This is a genomic window from Hyphomicrobium sp. 802 (assembly GCF_000526135.1).
Taxonomy (GTDB): Bacteria; Pseudomonadota; Alphaproteobacteria; order Rhizobiales; family Hyphomicrobiaceae; genus Hyphomicrobium_B.
The window spans coordinates 2,712,495-2,728,018 of sequence record NZ_JAFM01000001.1 but is presented as its reverse complement, the minus strand read 5'-3'; the positions used below and the strand labels follow the sequence as shown (position 1 = coordinate 2,728,018).

Here is a 15,524-nt window from a genome sequence, read left to right as displayed (position 1 = left end):
CAAGAGCGACTTGATACAACAGACGCCGGCAAGGGATGGCGCTTCTTGAACGACTGGTTTCACAAGCAGGGCGGACGGGATCGCTTCATCGACTGGCTCGCCCTTGATTCGAAAATCAATTCGTCGCTCGGGGATGCCTGGTCGCGCATCAAGGACTATTGGAATGCCGGCTCGAGCTTTTTCGCGCGCTTTCAGCTTGTCGGCTGGCGGCGGCTTCTGAACGAATTTGCGTCGGAAAGCCTGACGATGCTGTTCGGCGGCTTCGTCGTGCTTTACGGCTTGGCGCTGCCCGCCTTCCAGGAGTTCGACGAAAGCAAGTTTTCGACCGGGCGCTATGCCGTGACGTTCCTCGACGTCAACGGCAATGAGATCGGCCGCCGCGGCATCCTGCACAACGATTCCGTGCCGCTCAGCGAAATACCAGATGTGCTCATCAAGGCGACGCTCGCAACCGAAGACCGGCGCTTCTTCGAGCATTACGGCATCGACGTCTTGGGCACGCTGCGCGCGTTCGTCACCAACGTGCAGGCCAACGAGGTGGTGCAAGGCGGCTCGACATTGACGCAGCAGCTCGCGAAAAACCTGTTCCTGTCGTCAGAACGATCCATCCAGCGCAAGATCAAAGAGCTGTTTTTGTCGTTCCTGCTCGAAAGCCGGTACTCGAAGAAGCAGATCCTGAAACTCTATTTCGACCGCGCCTATCTGGGCGGCGGCACCTTTGGTGTCGAAGCCGCCTCGCAGTACTATTTCGGCAAGTCCGTCCGCGACATCAACATGGCCGAAGCTGCGGTGCTGGCCGGCCTCTTCAAGGCGCCGACGAAATATTCGCCGTTGGTCGATCTGGCGGCGTCGCGGGCACGAACCAATCAGGTTCTCGATAATCTCGTCGAGGCCGGATACTACACGGCAGGGCAGGTGCACGCCGCGCGAATGAACCCGGCCAAAATCGTCGAGGCACGGGCGACGAGCAGTCCGGACTGGTTCCTCGATTGGGCGTATGAGGAAGTGCAGCGCCTCGCCGAAGGCAAGAACCAATACGTGCTGACGGCGCGGACGACGGTTGATCTCACGCTACAGCGGCAGGCGCAGGAAGCGCTCAACGCTGCGCTTCGCAAGGACGGCAAGGCGGACCGCTTCGACTCCGGCGCCATCGTCGTGATGGAAACCGACGGAAAGGTCCGCGCTCTCATCGGTGGCCCCGATTACGGCGAGAGCCAGTTCAACCGCGCGACGCACGCGAAACGCCAGCCGGGCTCATCCTTCAAGGTCTACGTCTACGCGACGGCGTTGGAGAACGGCTATACGCCGGACACCATCGTGCGCGACGCCTCGCGGTCGTGCGGAAACTGGTCGCCGTCGAATTACGGTGGTGGCGGCGGCTCGGGCGCGCGCATCCCGCTCTGGAACGCACTGGCTCGCTCTCTCAACACTGTCGCAGCAGAATTGTCATTCGCCGTCGGGCGCGAAAAGGTCATCGACATGACGAAGCGCCTCGGCATCGAAGGCGTGAAAAAGACATGCTCGATGGCGCTCGGTGACGGCGGTCTCACGGTCCTCGAGCACACTGGCGGTTTCGCAACGTTCGCCAATGACGGCAAGCTCGCCAAGCCCTATGGCATTCTCGATATCACGACCTCAAAGGGCGATCTGCTCTACTCGCACGAACGTGACGAACCACCGACGCCGCAAGTCGTCTCGCGGCACGTGGCAGAAGAGATGAACGTCATGCTCAATCGCGTGGTGACGCAGGGTACGGGCGGCATGGCCAACCTCGACTTCACCAACGTCGCGGGCAAGACGGGTACGTCGACGGGACCCAAAGACGCTTGGTTCATGGGCTTCACCGGCAAATACGTAGCGGGCGTCTGGATCGGCAACGACGACAATCGGCCGATGCGCGCAGGCGTGACGGGCGGCCATCAGGCGGCCCCGCTCTGGCATGATGTCATGACTGTCGCGCACACCGACATGAACATTCCGACGATCCCAGGCCTTGCGCCGCATCCGCGGCAGGTCGAAGAACAGCAACGGCTCGCCGAACTCCGAGCGCAACAGGTGGCTGCGGGATTGGAGCCCGCGCAGACCGACGCTTCCAAGCCGCAGAGCATCATGCCGCCAAAGACACGCGAGGTTTTGAAGGTCCTGGCATCGGCGCTGCGCAAGGCTAACGACGAGGGACCGGCGCCCGCCCCGGGCAGCGGCGGCGCTTCGCATTTGCCGCTTCCGGTCGATCCGAAAGACATGCCGCAGCCCGCGACCAAGCCGGATCGGCGCGCGACTTTGTTCGGCATCCCGCCCGATGGTCTGTCGCCACCAATAGCAGCTAGCGGTTCCGGCGCGAAAAACCCGGCGACAGCGGTGCCTTGAATGCGGATCCGATAGGAAAGCAAAACGAACGTGGCATCGATCGGACTTGAACCTGCTGCCCCATCGAGACTGAGCGTCTTGCGCGCGATCGTCGGCATTATCGTACGTGCCGTGACGGTCGTGCTCGTTGTCATGCTCGCGATCGGCGCCGGTCTATGGTCAAGCCGCTATATGATTGCGCGTGGCTCACCGCTGTCGGTCGCGACGTATGGACCATGGCAGCAGTGGCCGCGCATCGGCCGCGAAAGCGCCGACCCCTACACCAAGGCGCACATGATCTCGACCGGCAAGCTTCGGATCTCGTCCGACAGCGCAGGTGTGTTCGAAGCGCGAACGGATTCGGAAGGCGCGCGGCTGCACTCGTCGTGCAATTACGTCGTCACCGGCGCGAACATGCACGGACTGTGGTGGAGCATCGGCGTGTTCGATACGCGCGGCAATCTCATCGCCAACGATGCCGACCGCTACGAGTTCACCGCCGACACCATCGCCCCCAATCCGAACGGCTCCTTCGTCGTCACGCTCGGACGCGACGCGCGCCCCGGCAACTGGCTGCCGACAAGCGGCGCGGGCCGTCTCGTGCTGGTGTTCACGGTGCTCGATCCCGCGACCGGCCTGTCATCGGAAGAACGCGCCGAGCGCAACAAGGATCTGCCGATCATCAAGCGCGAGGGCTGCTCATGAGGTTGTTGCGCAGCTTCGATTGGCGATTGCTCATCATCTTCTTCCTCGTGGCCGGGATCGTGCATCTCGTCATGACGTTTCTCGCTGTCAACGACACGCGCGCCTCGGCCTATACGCGGCTCGCCCACACCTATCCCAAGAACAAGATGACGATCGCGGATGCCATCGCGCCGCGGCGGCAGCCGCTGCCGTTCCTGGCGCCGGACGCCCGCTATGCATTCTGTCCGTTCGAAACGAAGAACGGCACGATGCGCGTGAAAGCCCTGCTGCCCGATCTCGGCTGGACCATCGGCGTCTATGCGCCCGACGGCACGAACCTCTACTTCGCCGCTGCCTCCGCTGATCGCGAGACGACGATCGACCTGTCTATCATTTCATCAGAAGATCGCTTTCAGGGATTGCCGGTGACGAACCCTGCGAACGTCGACCCGCAGCAGACGATTGCTGCCGCGAGGGGCCTCGTCGTCGTTCGTGCTCCCGACAAAGGTGAACCCTACCGCACCGACGAACTCGCGGTGCTCGCCAAAGCCGCCTGCAAACTCGACGGCGCATGAGTTTGTCGTAGACGGCCATCTCTGCGGCCGTGACGGTGGAGTTAGGGCGTACACTCCGCCTGTCATTCTCGGCGTCATGCCGAAGGATCGATTTCGCTTCTAGCCTCTGCGAGGGGAAACCGCTGACGGCTTTACCCAGATCACGATCGCGCAGGAAGCCATCCACGACAGCAATCCCCGCGCAAAAGCCGGGCGCGCGATGCGTCAACGCGCACGAGAACGCGCGTGCATCAGCTTTCGAGTTCCGGCTCGTTGCGGTGACGCTGCGCTTTGCGTTGGTCGTCCGCATCGTCTTGGCCGTTCCGCTCGTAGATGTCCCGCTCGTACCGGACACCGGGAAACAGAACGATTTCTGCAGATGCTGCCGCCCCGCACGCTGACAGCATCGATGCTGCCGTGGGCCTCGGCGCGGACTTGAATTCCAGTATTGTCGCCATGGACAATCCCCCGAAGACGCGAGCATCGCTCGCATCGTGCGGCACTTCCCCGCCATGAAGGCTCCCGCCACGGGACTTAGGACGCGATACCAATGTGGCGAGTATGCGCTGCGGCCGCCAGAATCATCGCATCAGATGAATTACAGTCGTCGAGAAGTTAAGAGCTTGTAAACGGCGGAAATGTCCGTGCCATTCTGCGCGCGGCGCGCTGTGGCTATTTCATCAATTCATCGCCGAGGAAGTTGCGGCCCTCGCGGTCTTCGATCTCGACAACCCAGATGTCGCTATCGAACCCGGCCTCGCGATTGAGCATGGCTTCTGCTTCGGCTTCGGGCACGAACTCGCTTTTGAAGCGTGGCACCCACCGGCGGTCGAAGTCGGCATCGTCGAGGCCCGCTGGCGCTGGCGAGAAGACGGCCGCGGAGCCGTCGGCCCGTACCACCTTGATGAAAATCGCCCCGGCGTCGTCGTCACCATGGCGCGCAATCACACCCATTGCGCCGTTGTACTGACAGCGACGCAAATAGGCTTTGACCCAGATTTCAGATTTAAGACGCATGCGGCCACGTTAGCAAAAGATCGCGCGCCGGCTCTAGCGGCTTGAAGCTTTGGCGATGGCATCGCGCCGCGCCTTGGGCTCGCTTTTCAGGCGAAGCAGGCGGCTTTCCATCGGCCCCGAAATGCGGCCCGTAATTTTCAGCTTCTGATCCGTCTCGAATTCGCGGATGGCACGCGCGAGCTCCGGCGTCAGAGCCGGACCGGGCACGCCGGTCTGATAGCCGAGGCCCGCGAGCTGCTGCTTGACGGTCCGCACGAGGCTCTCGGCATCGGGCGTCATCGTCTTGCCGGGACGCGCCGAGCTTTGCGACAGCGATGACGACCCGAGGATCAACTGGCTCAGCAACTGATCGCTCGGCTCGCTCGTCAGCACGAGGCCGTTGTCATATTCGTAGGCGAAGATGGCGGCGCGGGTCACGAGGCCCAGAATGCCGTCGGCCGGGCCTGGCTCGTAGTTGATGTTGTTCAGCTCGCGCTGCACGCCCTTCGTGATCTCGGCGCGAGCTGCGTCGTCGCTGCTGCTGAGCGGGGCGGGCGGCAGAACGCCGTCTGCGGACTGCGCCGACGCGCCGGGGCCAGGGTCGGTTGGCCCTAGAATGATGCCGGGACCGTCGACCCAGGCCGTACGGTCGGTGGTGATGCCGCCGGTTTCGATGCCGTTGTTCGTCTTGGCACCCGTATTCTGGAAAACGAGCATATTCAGCGCTACGCTCGTGGTCGCCAGCAGCGATACGATGGCTGCAAGCTTTCGGTCCCTCTCGGTCATGTGCCTACGTTCCCTCGTTCCCCCGAGAACGATTATCGGGGCCAGCCGTTAAGACCTCCTTAACTGTCGCTTAAAGCGGTTTCAGACTCGTTAAAACCGCCGCCCGTATTCGAAGCAAATGCGGTTCAAATTGTGCGGCGCAGGCTAGCTTAACCTTGATGCGGAGCTGGTATCGATGAGGGTGAGGGGAAAAGCCCTCGTCCAATCCGCTTCCCGTGCCGGGCGTGTCCTGGCCGTCAGACGCGAAGGTTTGTGTTATGGGTTTGTTACGTCTAGCCACTGTCGCCGCAATCGGAATTGCACTGCTTCCTTCCGACAAGGAACAGCAGCAGCATTTGTATGAGCGCGCCGGAGCGACAGCTGAATGGGTCGTCACCTTCTGCGACCGCAACGCCACCGTATGCACCAAGAGTGCCGAGCTGTGGACCCAGTTCGTTGCCAAGGCGCAGTTCGGCGCTCAGCTCGCCTATGAGATGGCGAAAGAGCATTACGCCGGCGACGGCATGAACACGGCGAGCCTGAAGCTCGACGACAGCAAGACCGGCGGCCGCCTCGCTCCGGCCGTTCTGGAACGCGACAGCGGCACTCTGACGCCGCTCGACAAGCAGCCCGACTGGCGCGGCAAATCCGCGAACCGCAACGGTATTTGACGGCTAAGCGGCGCGCCGCGCCGCTTACGATCCGGCTGTCGCCCTTGCTCTTTCCCTGTCCGGCCCCCTATGTGTAGGGAAACGGTCCGACGTGGTCGGGATCGAAGCCGGGATTTCTCCATGACGCTTGACGACATCCGCGCCGATTTCGCGCTCCTCGACGATTGGGAGGACCGTTATCGCTATGTCATCGAGCTTGGCAGGGCGCTGCCGCCGTTCCCGGAAGAGCTGCGGACCGATGCGAATAAAGTTCGTGGCTGTGCCAGTCAGGTCTGGCTGGCGACGCGGCGGATCGGTGACGCGGGAAAGCCAAGCGCCGGCGATAAGCTCGAAATGCAGGGCATGAGCGACGCCCATATCGTGCAGGGGCTCGTCGCGCTGTTGTTCATCATCTACGGTGGCAAGACGCTCGATGAAATTCTGAAGACCGACGCCGAAGGCATTTTCGCGAGCTTGGGCCTCAAAGAACATTTGACGCCGCAACGCTCCAACGGCCTCGCTTCGATGGTGAAGCGCATCCGCGCCGACGCCGCCGAAATGCTCGCAGCTTAAAATTCGTTGCGTCCAACGCTCTATAAAAATGTCGCCAAACTTATCCCCGCTCCAACGGTGCGGTTTATACTGTCCGGTTGATTTCAGTTTCTTGATATTAATGTTTATTTTCAATAGCTTATGTGAATTTTGTCGATTGACAGCGTGACGCTTCTCAGGCATCATTTCTGTATAACGCGGAAAGTGTGAGAGCGGGCTTCGGCCGTGATCCGCACGTCGCGGCTCCCATTCAAAATTTGAAAAAGGTCTCCGGCGCATGGCAGCAAGCCCGCGCGCTGCTACGGGCTCAGCGAAGCGGGCCCGCAGCACGGCAACGACGGACGACGCACCGGCCACAACGCTCACCGCTGGTGCGAAAAAGATCGAGATGCTCTCCAAGAGTGCGCCATCAAAGAACGACGCCCCAAGCCCGCCCGCTGCGGCCGGCTCGCGGAACGCGAGTCGCAGCGGGCCAACAAAAGCCGGGCCAACGAAAAGATCCCTCGTCCAGCGCGTCTACAACACGATCGACGGCGAGCTGACGAAGCTCGAGAAGCAGAAGGGGCTGACGTCCCAGGATCGCGAGCGCGCATCGCGGGCTCTGTCGCAGATGGTCAACGCATTGGAGAAAGCCGTTGAGATGCAACGCGAGATGACGAAACGGAAAACGACGGGAGCAGGCGGAGCAAGGACCAAGGAGGCGCTCGCGCATGCGGAAGACCTACGCCGCGAAATTGCGGAACGTCTTGAGCGCCTCAATCGCAAGCGGGCGCCTAGCCGACGATCTGAATGAGCTGACCCGCGCCGAATTGGAATTCATCGCCCACGACTGGGAAATCTGGGCGCGAGACGATCAGATTGCACCCTTATTGATTGCACCCGGCGACTCCCCTGCGGGGAGCCGGCCGCCGGGTGCGCTCGATGATGCGCGAGACTCGTCCAACAAGGCCGCCGCTTCCGGCCGGCTCGTCGGAGGCGAGTCGGAAGCGGCAATCAAACAATGGCGCGTGTGGCTGCTTCTCGGCGGTCGCGGCTCGGGAAAAACGCGAGCAGGCGCCGAGTGGGTGCGGGGGTTGGCCCGTGACGACGAAACAAGCCCGCGCCTTGCGGCCGGCTTCCCGGAGGGAAGTCGCAAGGCGCCACCAAGAATCGCGCTGGTTGGCAAGACTTTGGCCGACGTCCGCAATGTGATGATCGAAGGCCAGTCCGGTCTGCTCGCAATTCACCCCCCGCATGAGCGGCCGGAGTTCGAGCCGTCGAAGCGGCGTCTGACATGGCCGAGTGGCGCAATCGCCGAATTGTTCTCGGCTGACGAAGCCGAAGCGCTGCGCGGTCCGCAGTTCACGGCCGCGTGGTGCGATGAGCTTGCGAAGTGGCGCGGCGCTGAGAGGGCCTGGGACATGCTGCAGTTTGCACTCCGTCTCGGCGATGCGCCGCGCGTCTGCGTGACGACGACGCCGCGCAATACCAAGCTGCTGAAACAGATCATCGCTGACGAGACGACCGTGACCGTGAATCTCGCAACCGCCGACAACGCGACGAACCTCGCGCCGTCGTTCCTCGCTGAGATGACGCGGCGCTATGCGGGCTCCGCGATCGGGCGGCAGGAGTTGCTCGGCGAGATCGTCGAGGATGCAAGCGACGGTTTATGGCGCAGGCATTGGATCGAGGAGGCGCGCGTCGACGCCGCGCCTGACATGCAGCGCATCGTCGTCGCGCTCGATCCGCCGGTCACCGCAACTGCGTCATCGGACGCCTGCGGAATTATCGTTGCGGGATTGGGCGTCGATAAACGCGCTTACGTTCTCGCCGATCGGACGATCCAAGGCCGAACACCGGAGATCTGGGCGAACGCGGCGCTGGGAGCGTTCGATGATTATGAAGCCGACCGCATGGTAGCGGAAGTCAATCAGGGCGGAGATCTCGTCATTTCCGTCTTGCAAAGGTTTCGAGAGAATTTCCCCGTTGTCAAGGTTCGCGCCACGCGGGGAAAATGGGTTCGCGCCGAGCCGGTCGCGGCGCTCTACGCGGAAGGTCGCGTGGCGCATGTCGGACGCTTCGATGCGCTCGAAGATCAGATGTGTTCCTTCGGCGCCGACGGCACGATGCGTGGGCGCAGCCCCGATCGCGCCGACGCGCTCGTCTGGGCGATCACCGATTTGCTCTTGGCCGATACGATGAAACCCTCTGTTCGAATGCTTTAGCAGCACCACCGTCATGCCGACGAAGGTCGGCACCCAGTCAACGATCCACATCTGCTGTATCGCGGGTTGGCTGGATCCCGGCCTCCGCCGGGATGACGGTCGGAGTGGGTCAAACGCTTTCCTTAAATTTCAAAGGACAGTTCATGTCGTTGATCGACACGTTCGCGAGAATATTCTCGTCGCGCGCAAGCTCTTCGATTGCGCTCGGCGACTCTCCTTCGTCGAGCCGGCCGCCGAGCGAGATTGATGTTGGACGTGCGTCGCTCAACCAATCCGCGCCTTCCGGCCGGCTCCGCGAAGTGAAGGCGCCCGGTCAGTTCGAAGACTCTTTCAACATGTCCGTGCCCGGCGGCCGGCTCGCGGAACGCGAGTCGCCGGGCACCATCAAAAGCTCAGCTCCAGACACGATCAACAAGGGTTCCTCCGTGGGTCCCCTCATCGCCTATCACACTCTCGGCGAGCCCGTGTGGGCGCCGCGCGACTATGCTGCCTTCGCCCGCGAAGGCTTCATGCAGAATGCCATCGTCTATCGCTCGGTACGCATGATAGCGGAGGCCGCCGCCTCGATCCCCTTGCTGCTCTACGAGGGCACGCGCGAGATCGAGGATCATCCGCTGATCGGGCTGCTCCGGCGGCCGAGCCTCGATCACACCGGCACCGATTTCCTCGAAGCCTGGTACGGGTTTCTCCTCGTCTCGGGCAACGCGTACGCCGAAGCGGTGGCGCTCGATGGCGAGTTGCGAGAGCTGCACATTCTCCGCCCCGACCGCATGAAGGTGATCCCCGGCCTCGACGGCTGGCCCGAAGGCTACGAATACACCGCTAACGGACGAAGCGTGCGCTTCATCGATGACGTCGTCGATGGCGTGCGCCCGATCCTGCACGTGCGCCTCTTTCATCCCGTCAACGATCACTACGGCATGAGCCCGATCGAGGCCGCTGCCACCGCGATCGACATTCACAACACGGCGTCGGGGTGGAACAAGGCGCTACTCGACAATTCCGCGCGGCCCTCCGGCGCGCTCGTCTACGCAGCCTCGAACGGGCAGATGACGGACGAGCAGTTCACGCGCCTCAAAGGCGAGCTCGAGACGAACTTTCAAGGCGCGCGCGCCGCCGGACGTCCGCTGCTCTTGGAAGGCGGCCTCGACTGGAAGCCGCTGTCGCTGTCGCCGAAGGACATGGATTTCATCGAGGCGAAGAACGCCGCCGCGCGCGAGATCGCGCTCGCCATCGGCGTGCCCCCGATGCTCTTGGGAATTCCGGGAGACAATACGTATTCCAATTATCAGGAAGCCCAGCGTGCCTTCTGGCGGCAAACCGTGCTGCCGCTGGTTAACCGCACGGCGCGGGCGCTGGCGAGCTGGTTGAGTCCTGCTTTCTCAACATCTAGCGCGCCGAGCGGCCGGCTCCGCGCAGCGGAGTCGCTCGGCGCAAACAAAAACCACGGCCGGCCGCGAGGCACGGACATGTTGCTGGAGCTTCGCCCGGACCTCGACCAGATCGAGGCCCTCGCGCCCGAACGCGATGCACTATGGAAACGCCTCGAAGCCGCATCCTTCCTCACCACCGACGAGAAGCGGGCAGCGGCTGGATATGATGCTCAGCCCGACAGTGCCTCTCCGCAACTCAAATACCGCGAAGACCAGCCGCGCGTCCCCGCAGGCAATCCCGATGGAGGTCGATGGACAGACGGCGATCGCGTTGCGATGGCAAAGATAATCCAGGGTGCTGCGCGCTATTTGCTGCGAAACCCAAAGGTCCTGAAGCCCGCAGAAAAAACGCTGGAAGATCTTTTGAAGCCAGGCGGGAAAGAACTTGGCATACGAAGGGGCGGTGCTACGAGTGGAATCAGAACCATCAATCGCAGTGATTTCGAGAAGCTCAAAGCCGATCTCTTGGATGGAACTACCGAGGTTCCGGCACGACCAGCCTACACTGGAAAATGGTTTCGTCGTTCAGATGGTTCAATTGTAGGTGTGCGAACGAGCGAACAGCACGGCGAAACCCTTGAAGTTATAAAATCACTCGATGGTTCGACGTTAGGAAATGGATATAAGGTGCACTTCAATGACCAATGAGCCTCGCCATCGCCGGACCGGTGAAACTCTGAGCGAGGTTATAGCTCAGCATCCTAATGAGCTCCCCTACGATGCAGTGGCGTTGATGCACATTGTGCCGACCGGGCGCGTTAATTTCGGTCTTACCGGCGACGCACTGACTGATTATGTGCGCCGTTCTGTTCGCGCCCTGCTCGAAGCAGGGGCGGTTCCGGTGACCCATATACCCGGCAACGGATATGAGTTCACATACGAGACAAAATACGGATCGACAATTGACGAGATCACGGAAGGCGTCGTCAAGGAGTGGCTTACGCTTCCCGACGATCCGCTTGTGCTAGCCGGTGAGGGCGCATGGTTCGCGCGTCCCGATCCCAAGTTTCCGAAGTACGTGAAGTTGGATTGACCTCGACCAAATCGAAGCCCTCGCCCCCGAACGTGACGCGCTGTGGAAACGCCTCTCTTTAGTTGCGCCGAGCGACTCTCCTTCGTCGAGCCGGCCGCTCGGCGCGTAAGGGCCGCATCCTTCCTCACCACCGATGAGAAACGTGCGGCTGCGGGATATGGTGCCCAGCCCGACAGTGCCTCTCCGCAACTCAAATACCGCGAAGACCAGCCGCGCGTCCCCGCAGGTAATCCAGATGGAGGTCGATGGACGGACGGCGGAGGTGCGGCGGGCAATGGGAGAGCGCAGATCGCACAGGCGGATGACACTCCGCCGCCGTTACGGCGTCTGCATTCAGATGAAACATATGCAACAGATAGGGTCGCCAAAGATTCGCTAGAATATCTTCGAAAGCAACCGACCGATGCGTTGGTCGAAAGCCTGAAGCCAAGCTCCCGGGAGCCTCTCGTCACCAAACCGGATGGGACGATTATGCAAGGCAATACGCGGGTGAAAATTCTCGAGGAGCGAGGCTATGACGTCAATGCCCTGCCGCGCACGCCGTATACGACGTTCCGCAGCGGAGGAGGGGGAATGAGTGGTGGTAGTGGTGGGATAAGAGGTCCTGGTGATATTGGAGGAGGGCTAAAACCATCACCTCTCCTCCGACCGAGAAGAAGTGACTTTCTTAATTAGTTGTTGGAGATTCAAACCGACATGAATTCATTAGAGCTAAAGGATTGGTTTTTGCAGCAAACAGACCAATCGCGCGTTGCCTACGTACTACGCTTAATTCATGCGATGACTGTGGATTTTCGCGGCGCCGAATCCACTCAACAAAGCGAGGCGATCATTGGTGTGGCGAAGAAAGCAAATGAGCTCACTCGACATCTCACGTCCTATGCCGCGGCGGTTCTTGAAAGCGGCCCGCACTTGCCCGACGAAACTTTCATAGAGGGATTGTCGGCTCTGATCGAAGATCCCGGAACGCAAAGTATCGTTCCCTACATGGCTGCAGAAGCATTGCGACTGCCTAGGTCAAAGCTATCTTGAGGCATCCTTCCTCACCACCGACGAGAAACGCGCGGCAGCGGGGTATGATGCGCAACCCGGCAGCGTTTCACCACAACTTAAATATCGCGAGGATCAACCGCGCGTCCCTGCAGGCCAAACGGGCGGCGGCCCATGGACAGACGGGGGCGACGGCGGGTCAGGATCAAATGATGCCCGTGTCCGCGTCGCACAGGCAAATGATCCCCGAAAATATTCGATCAACCTAGAGGAAGAAGACGCAAGGGGCGGTCACGCCAAACGAGATCACGTTGCGAAAAGCGACGCTGAGCTTAGAGAAGTTGTCGAGCGCTCGGTCATCCGAGGCACCTTCGTCACCTTATACAAGGATGCCCAAGGTTCCTTTTCGTCTTTGGAAGCTGCAAATGATTTCACCAATCAAATATTGCAGAAAAATGCCCCAAGTGTCGACGCTGTAGCGAGCGGCTCACAAGACGAGTCTTGGTTGGCAGAGCGATTTGGATACGTCACAGGTAAGGAGGCGTATCGTACCGGGCCTGATGAGCCCGTTATTGTCAGGCCGACCTATGCGGCCGGAATCTTGATAAGGCACGACCCTAGATCACCACGCGGTTATACGGTTTATACGGCGTACCCGGTAAACGAGCGGTCAAAATAAATGGACGTGGAAAGATGGAAGTCCCTGAAGAATTCAAACGCCTAACACAATGCTTCTGGCAAGGCAGCGATCTAGAAGCCAAAGATGAGGAAGACTGGATTGCTCGATCTCTCCACCTGTGCGGAGAGCGTGAACAAGCCGTTGTGAAGGCGTTTCTGGCAGACGTTCTTGCGCGAAATCCGAGCGTCACTGAACTTAAAAAAATCTGGCAAAGTGGTAGCCCGGGCTATGGGGTTCATGACGAACACGTTCGTGACTTTTTCCAGAAGATTCACGATATAGCGAAAGGATAATTCCAAATAGGAGACGCCTCGAAGGAGCATCCTTCCTCGCCACAGACGAGAAATGCGCTGCGGCGGGATATGCGCTCGGCGGCCGGCTCGACGAAGGAGAGTCGTCGAGCGCAAAATATAGAGAAGACCAACCACGTGTCCCCGCGGGCCAAACGGGCGGCGGCCAATGGACGGATGGCGGCGGCATCAGCGGCACCTCCGACGGCCGCGTTCGCCTCGCGCAAGCTGAGGGGCAAGCTCCGCTGCGTCGATTGCATCCGGATTCAACTTATGAGCAGGGAAGTGCGAAGCTGTCGATTGAGCATCAGCGGAAACAACCGACGGAAGCACTCGTTGAAAGCCTCAAACCCGGTGCGGATTCACCATTGCTGGTGAAACCTGACGCGACGATTATGTAGGGAAATACGAGAGTTAAAGTCCTTCAAGAGCGTGGTTATGACGTAAATTCGCTGCCCCGAACACCGTATCCGACGTCCGGCAGCGGGGGAATGAGTGGTGGTAGCGGCGGAATGAGAGGTCCCGGTGATATTGGAGGGCTAAAACCATCACCTCTCGTGCGGCCGAGAAGAAGTGACTTTCTCAACTAGTTTGGAGATTCTAACTGACATGGATTCCTCAGAGTTAAAGGATTGGTTTTTGCAGCAGACTGATGAAGCACGAGTGGCGTATCTGCAGCGAATAATGCATGCGATTACGATCGATTTTCGGCATGCTTCAACAGAGATACCCGAGCAGTCGCTCGTATCAATGGCTTCGGGGTTGAATGAATTGATTCATGCTTTGACGTCATACTGCGCTGCCGTACTTCAGCATAAAGCCCATCTCCCAAACGACCGTCTTTTTGACGGAATGATCGCGGACCTCGATAGCCAAAGACTTCGACCATTCGTTCCTTGGACGTTGGGAGAGATTGAACGCTTGGCCACACATTCGGCCGCCAGCTAAGTAGAGAGTCTTTAGGCTCACTCGCCCCCGAACGCGACGCGCTCTGGAAACGCCTCGAAGCCGCGAGCTTCCTCACCACCGAGGAGAAGCGCGCAGCGGCGGGCTATGATGCAAATAGAAGCGCAGGTGGCACGAAGTACAATCCTTACCACGATGAGCTTGGCCTCTTCACGACGCCCGACCGCGCCGTTGCGTCAGGAAGCAACCAGACCGATCGCCAAACGCGTGTAGCATAGGCGCGCCGACCTTCGTCGACTATCCGAATTGGTGGACAGCCGATGGAGGCGAATTATGTGAAGATGGATTGAGCCCGAGGGTGCCCCCGAACGCGACGCGCTCTGGAAACGCCACTCTTTTGATTGCGCCGAGCGACTCTTCCTTCATCGAGCCGGACGCTCGACGCGATGACGCCGCGAGCTTTCTTGCCACCAACGGCAACCGCGCGCGGCGCTTTGACTTGCTCTGATTGTCCAGCAAACACGTGCCTTGCGGCCGGTTCCGCGCAGCGGAGTCGCAAGGCACAATCATAAGGACTCGCTCATGCATTCGACCGAACCCTTTCTGCTGCCTGCATCTCTGGCCAAACGCAGCCGCGCGCTGCCGCTTGAAGCGAAGTCGCTCGATGATGGTGTGTTCGAAGGCTACGCGAGCCTCTTCAATCGCGAAGACTTGGGTCACGACGTCATCGCGCCGGGCGCGTTCCGCGACAGCCTGCTGAACCGAGGCGCCGCGCGCATAAAAATGCTGTTTCAGCACGATCCTGGTGAGCCGATCGGCGTCTGGGACGAAATCCGCGAGGACGCGCGCGGGCTCTACGTCCGCGGAAGATTGATGACGGCGGTCGCGAAAGCGCGCGAGGTGTTCGCCCTGATGCGTGCCGGAGCGCTCGATGGCTTGTCGATCGGCTTCAAGGCGGTGAAGGCGCGGCGCGATGCGTCAACCGGCGTGCGCCGTTTGGAGAAAGTCGATCTCTGGGAAATTTCCGTCGTCACCTTTCCGATGCTGCCCGGCGCGCGCGTCGAAAGCGTTAAGACGCGGCCGTTCGCGGTCACCGCGCCGACGATGCGAGAATTCGAGCGCTGGCTCACGCGCGATGCTGGGCTGACGCGAACGGAAGCCCGCGCGGTTCTTCACTCAGGGTTTCCTGGTCTCAAGGCTCTGCGGGATGCGAGCCGGACCTTCGACGACGATGCCGTGCTCGCCTCTCGCTTCCGCGACGCCGCGCGGCTGATGCTCCATGCGTAACTCCTAATTCCCGTCATCCCGGCGCAGGCCGGGATCCAGTCAGAGCGCGGCCCCTGCGAAATCGATCCCGGGGAACCTTCGTCGCGAATGATCGCGCAACGCATGTGTTGACGTTTGTCTGGGCCCCGGCCTTCGCCGGTGTGACGGAGTTGGAT

17 protein-coding genes are annotated in these 15,524 nt (G+C 60.8%); 14 read left to right on the top strand and 3 right to left on the bottom strand.

Going from position 1 to position 15,524, the window contains the following annotated elements; genetic code table 11:
* Positions 1-45 precede the first annotated feature (45 nt).
* From HYP802_RS0113675 to HYP802_RS0113665, 3 genes are read left to right on the top strand one after another with little or no spacing between them, the layout of a single operon-like run.
* Complete coding sequence (locus HYP802_RS0113675; protein WP_013948024.1) at positions 46-2,367, top strand: PBP1A family penicillin-binding protein; 2,322 nt, start codon at positions 46-48, stop codon at positions 2,365-2,367.
* 30 nt (positions 2,368-2,397) lie between these two features.
* Positions 2,398-3,051, top strand: a complete 654-nt coding sequence (locus HYP802_RS0113670) for a DUF1214 domain-containing protein (RefSeq protein ID WP_013948023.1) — start codon at positions 2,398-2,400, stop codon at positions 3,049-3,051.
* A complete protein-coding gene (locus HYP802_RS0113665; protein ID WP_013948022.1) occupies positions 3,048-3,605 on the top strand; it encodes a hypothetical protein in 558 nt (185 codons plus the stop codon). Before HYP802_RS0113670 ends, HYP802_RS0113665 begins: the two co-directional genes overlap by 4 nt.
* Before the next feature lie 230 nt (positions 3,606-3,835).
* Here the strand turns inward: HYP802_RS0113665 and HYP802_RS23650 are convergent, their stop codons facing one another.
* The 3 genes from HYP802_RS23650 to HYP802_RS0113650 form a co-directional block, all read right to left on the bottom strand.
* Positions 3,836-4,042 (bottom strand): hypothetical protein, encoded by a 207-nt coding sequence (locus tag HYP802_RS23650; RefSeq protein ID WP_024275922.1) that lies wholly within the window; start codon positions 4,040-4,042, stop codon positions 3,836-3,838.
* A 214-nt stretch (positions 4,043-4,256) separates the two neighbouring features.
* A complete protein-coding gene (locus tag HYP802_RS0113655) occupies positions 4,257-4,601 on the bottom strand; it encodes a DUF1491 family protein (RefSeq protein WP_013948021.1) in 345 nt (114 codons plus the stop codon).
* Between the two features lie 33 nt (positions 4,602-4,634).
* Positions 4,635-5,366: a peptidoglycan-binding domain-containing protein gene (locus tag HYP802_RS0113650; RefSeq protein ID WP_013948020.1), complete on the bottom strand. Its 732-nt coding sequence runs from the start codon at positions 5,364-5,366 to the stop codon at positions 4,635-4,637.
* Positions 5,367-5,623: 257 nt separating this feature from the next.
* Between HYP802_RS0113650 and HYP802_RS0113645 the strand changes: the two genes are divergently transcribed.
* The 11 genes from HYP802_RS0113645 (at position 5,624) to HYP802_RS0113590 (ending at position 15,369) form a co-directional block, all read left to right on the top strand.
* Positions 5,624-6,016, top strand: a complete 393-nt coding sequence (locus HYP802_RS0113645) for a DUF5330 domain-containing protein (protein ID WP_013948019.1) — start codon at positions 5,624-5,626, stop codon at positions 6,014-6,016.
* A 120-nt stretch (positions 6,017-6,136) separates the two neighbouring features.
* On the top strand, positions 6,137-6,568 hold the full coding sequence (locus tag HYP802_RS0113640) for a SufE family protein (protein WP_013948018.1): 432 nt from the start codon (positions 6,137-6,139) through the stop codon (positions 6,566-6,568).
* A 256-nt stretch (positions 6,569-6,824) separates the two neighbouring features.
* Complete coding sequence (locus tag HYP802_RS0113635; protein ID WP_013948017.1) at positions 6,825-7,340, top strand: hypothetical protein; 516 nt, start codon at positions 6,825-6,827, stop codon at positions 7,338-7,340.
* A complete protein-coding gene (locus tag HYP802_RS0113630) occupies positions 7,258-8,751 on the top strand; it encodes a terminase family protein (protein ID WP_029670988.1) in 1,494 nt (497 codons plus the stop codon). The genes HYP802_RS0113635 and HYP802_RS0113630 overlap by 83 nt, the downstream gene beginning before the upstream one ends.
* Positions 8,752-8,894: 143 nt before the next feature.
* Positions 8,895-10,832 (top strand): phage portal protein, encoded by a 1,938-nt coding sequence (locus tag HYP802_RS22365; protein WP_013948015.1) that lies wholly within the window; start codon positions 8,895-8,897, stop codon positions 10,830-10,832.
* Complete coding sequence (locus HYP802_RS0113620; protein ID WP_013948014.1) at positions 10,822-11,217, top strand: hypothetical protein; 396 nt, start codon at positions 10,822-10,824, stop codon at positions 11,215-11,217. The genes HYP802_RS22365 and HYP802_RS0113620 overlap by 11 nt, the downstream gene beginning before the upstream one ends.
* A gap of 696 nt (positions 11,218-11,913) precedes the next feature.
* On the top strand, positions 11,914-12,249 hold the full coding sequence (locus HYP802_RS0113615) for a hypothetical protein (RefSeq protein WP_013948012.1): 336 nt from the start codon (positions 11,914-11,916) through the stop codon (positions 12,247-12,249).
* A complete protein-coding gene (locus HYP802_RS24165) occupies positions 12,176-12,886 on the top strand; it encodes an RNase A-like domain-containing protein (protein ID WP_348623907.1) in 711 nt (236 codons plus the stop codon). The genes HYP802_RS0113615 and HYP802_RS24165 overlap by 74 nt, the downstream gene beginning before the upstream one ends.
* A gap of 14 nt (positions 12,887-12,900) precedes the next feature.
* Positions 12,901-13,179: a hypothetical protein gene (locus HYP802_RS23645; protein ID WP_013948010.1), complete on the top strand. Its 279-nt coding sequence runs from the start codon at positions 12,901-12,903 to the stop codon at positions 13,177-13,179.
* Between the two features lie 606 nt (positions 13,180-13,785).
* Positions 13,786-14,124 (top strand): hypothetical protein, encoded by a 339-nt coding sequence (locus tag HYP802_RS0113600; RefSeq protein WP_024275916.1) that lies wholly within the window; start codon positions 13,786-13,788, stop codon positions 14,122-14,124.
* A gap of 540 nt (positions 14,125-14,664) precedes the next feature.
* On the top strand, positions 14,665-15,369 hold the full coding sequence (locus HYP802_RS0113590) for an HK97 family phage prohead protease (protein ID WP_013948007.1): 705 nt from the start codon (positions 14,665-14,667) through the stop codon (positions 15,367-15,369).
* Positions 15,370-15,524: the final 155 nt, after the last annotated feature.

Excerpts from the sequence above, each read along its gene's own strand:
- HYP802_RS0113600 (WP_024275916.1), top strand. The coding sequence starts at position 13,786 with ATGGATTCCTCAGAGTTAAAGGATTGGTTTTTGCAGCAGACTGATGAA.
- HYP802_RS0113655 (WP_013948021.1), bottom strand. The coding sequence starts at position 4,601 with ATGCGTCTTAAATCTGAAATCTGGGTCAAAGCCTATTTGCGTCGCTGT.
- HYP802_RS0113665 (WP_013948022.1), top strand. The coding sequence starts at position 3,048 with ATGAGGTTGTTGCGCAGCTTCGATTGGCGATTGCTCATCATCTTCTTC.
- HYP802_RS0113630 (WP_029670988.1), top strand. The coding sequence starts at position 7,258 with ATGCGGAAGACCTACGCCGCGAAATTGCGGAACGTCTTGAGCGCCTCA.
- HYP802_RS0113645 (WP_013948019.1), top strand. The coding sequence starts at position 5,624 with ATGGGTTTGTTACGTCTAGCCACTGTCGCCGCAATCGGAATTGCACTG.
- HYP802_RS22365 (WP_013948015.1), top strand. The coding sequence starts at position 8,895 with ATGTCGTTGATCGACACGTTCGCGAGAATATTCTCGTCGCGCGCAAGC.
- HYP802_RS0113615 (WP_013948012.1), top strand. The coding sequence starts at position 11,914 with ATGAATTCATTAGAGCTAAAGGATTGGTTTTTGCAGCAAACAGACCAA.
- HYP802_RS0113620 (WP_013948014.1), top strand. The coding sequence starts at position 10,822 with ATGACCAATGAGCCTCGCCATCGCCGGACCGGTGAAACTCTGAGCGAG.
- HYP802_RS23645 (WP_013948010.1), top strand. The coding sequence starts at position 12,901 with ATGGAAGTCCCTGAAGAATTCAAACGCCTAACACAATGCTTCTGGCAA.
- HYP802_RS0113635 (WP_013948017.1), top strand. The coding sequence starts at position 6,825 with ATGGCAGCAAGCCCGCGCGCTGCTACGGGCTCAGCGAAGCGGGCCCGC.
- HYP802_RS23650 (WP_024275922.1), bottom strand. The coding sequence starts at position 4,042 with ATGGCGACAATACTGGAATTCAAGTCCGCGCCGAGGCCCACGGCAGCA.
- HYP802_RS0113640 (WP_013948018.1), top strand. The coding sequence starts at position 6,137 with ATGACGCTTGACGACATCCGCGCCGATTTCGCGCTCCTCGACGATTGG.
- HYP802_RS0113650 (WP_013948020.1), bottom strand. The coding sequence starts at position 5,366 with ATGACCGAGAGGGACCGAAAGCTTGCAGCCATCGTATCGCTGCTGGCG.
- HYP802_RS0113590 (WP_013948007.1), top strand. The coding sequence starts at position 14,665 with ATGCATTCGACCGAACCCTTTCTGCTGCCTGCATCTCTGGCCAAACGC.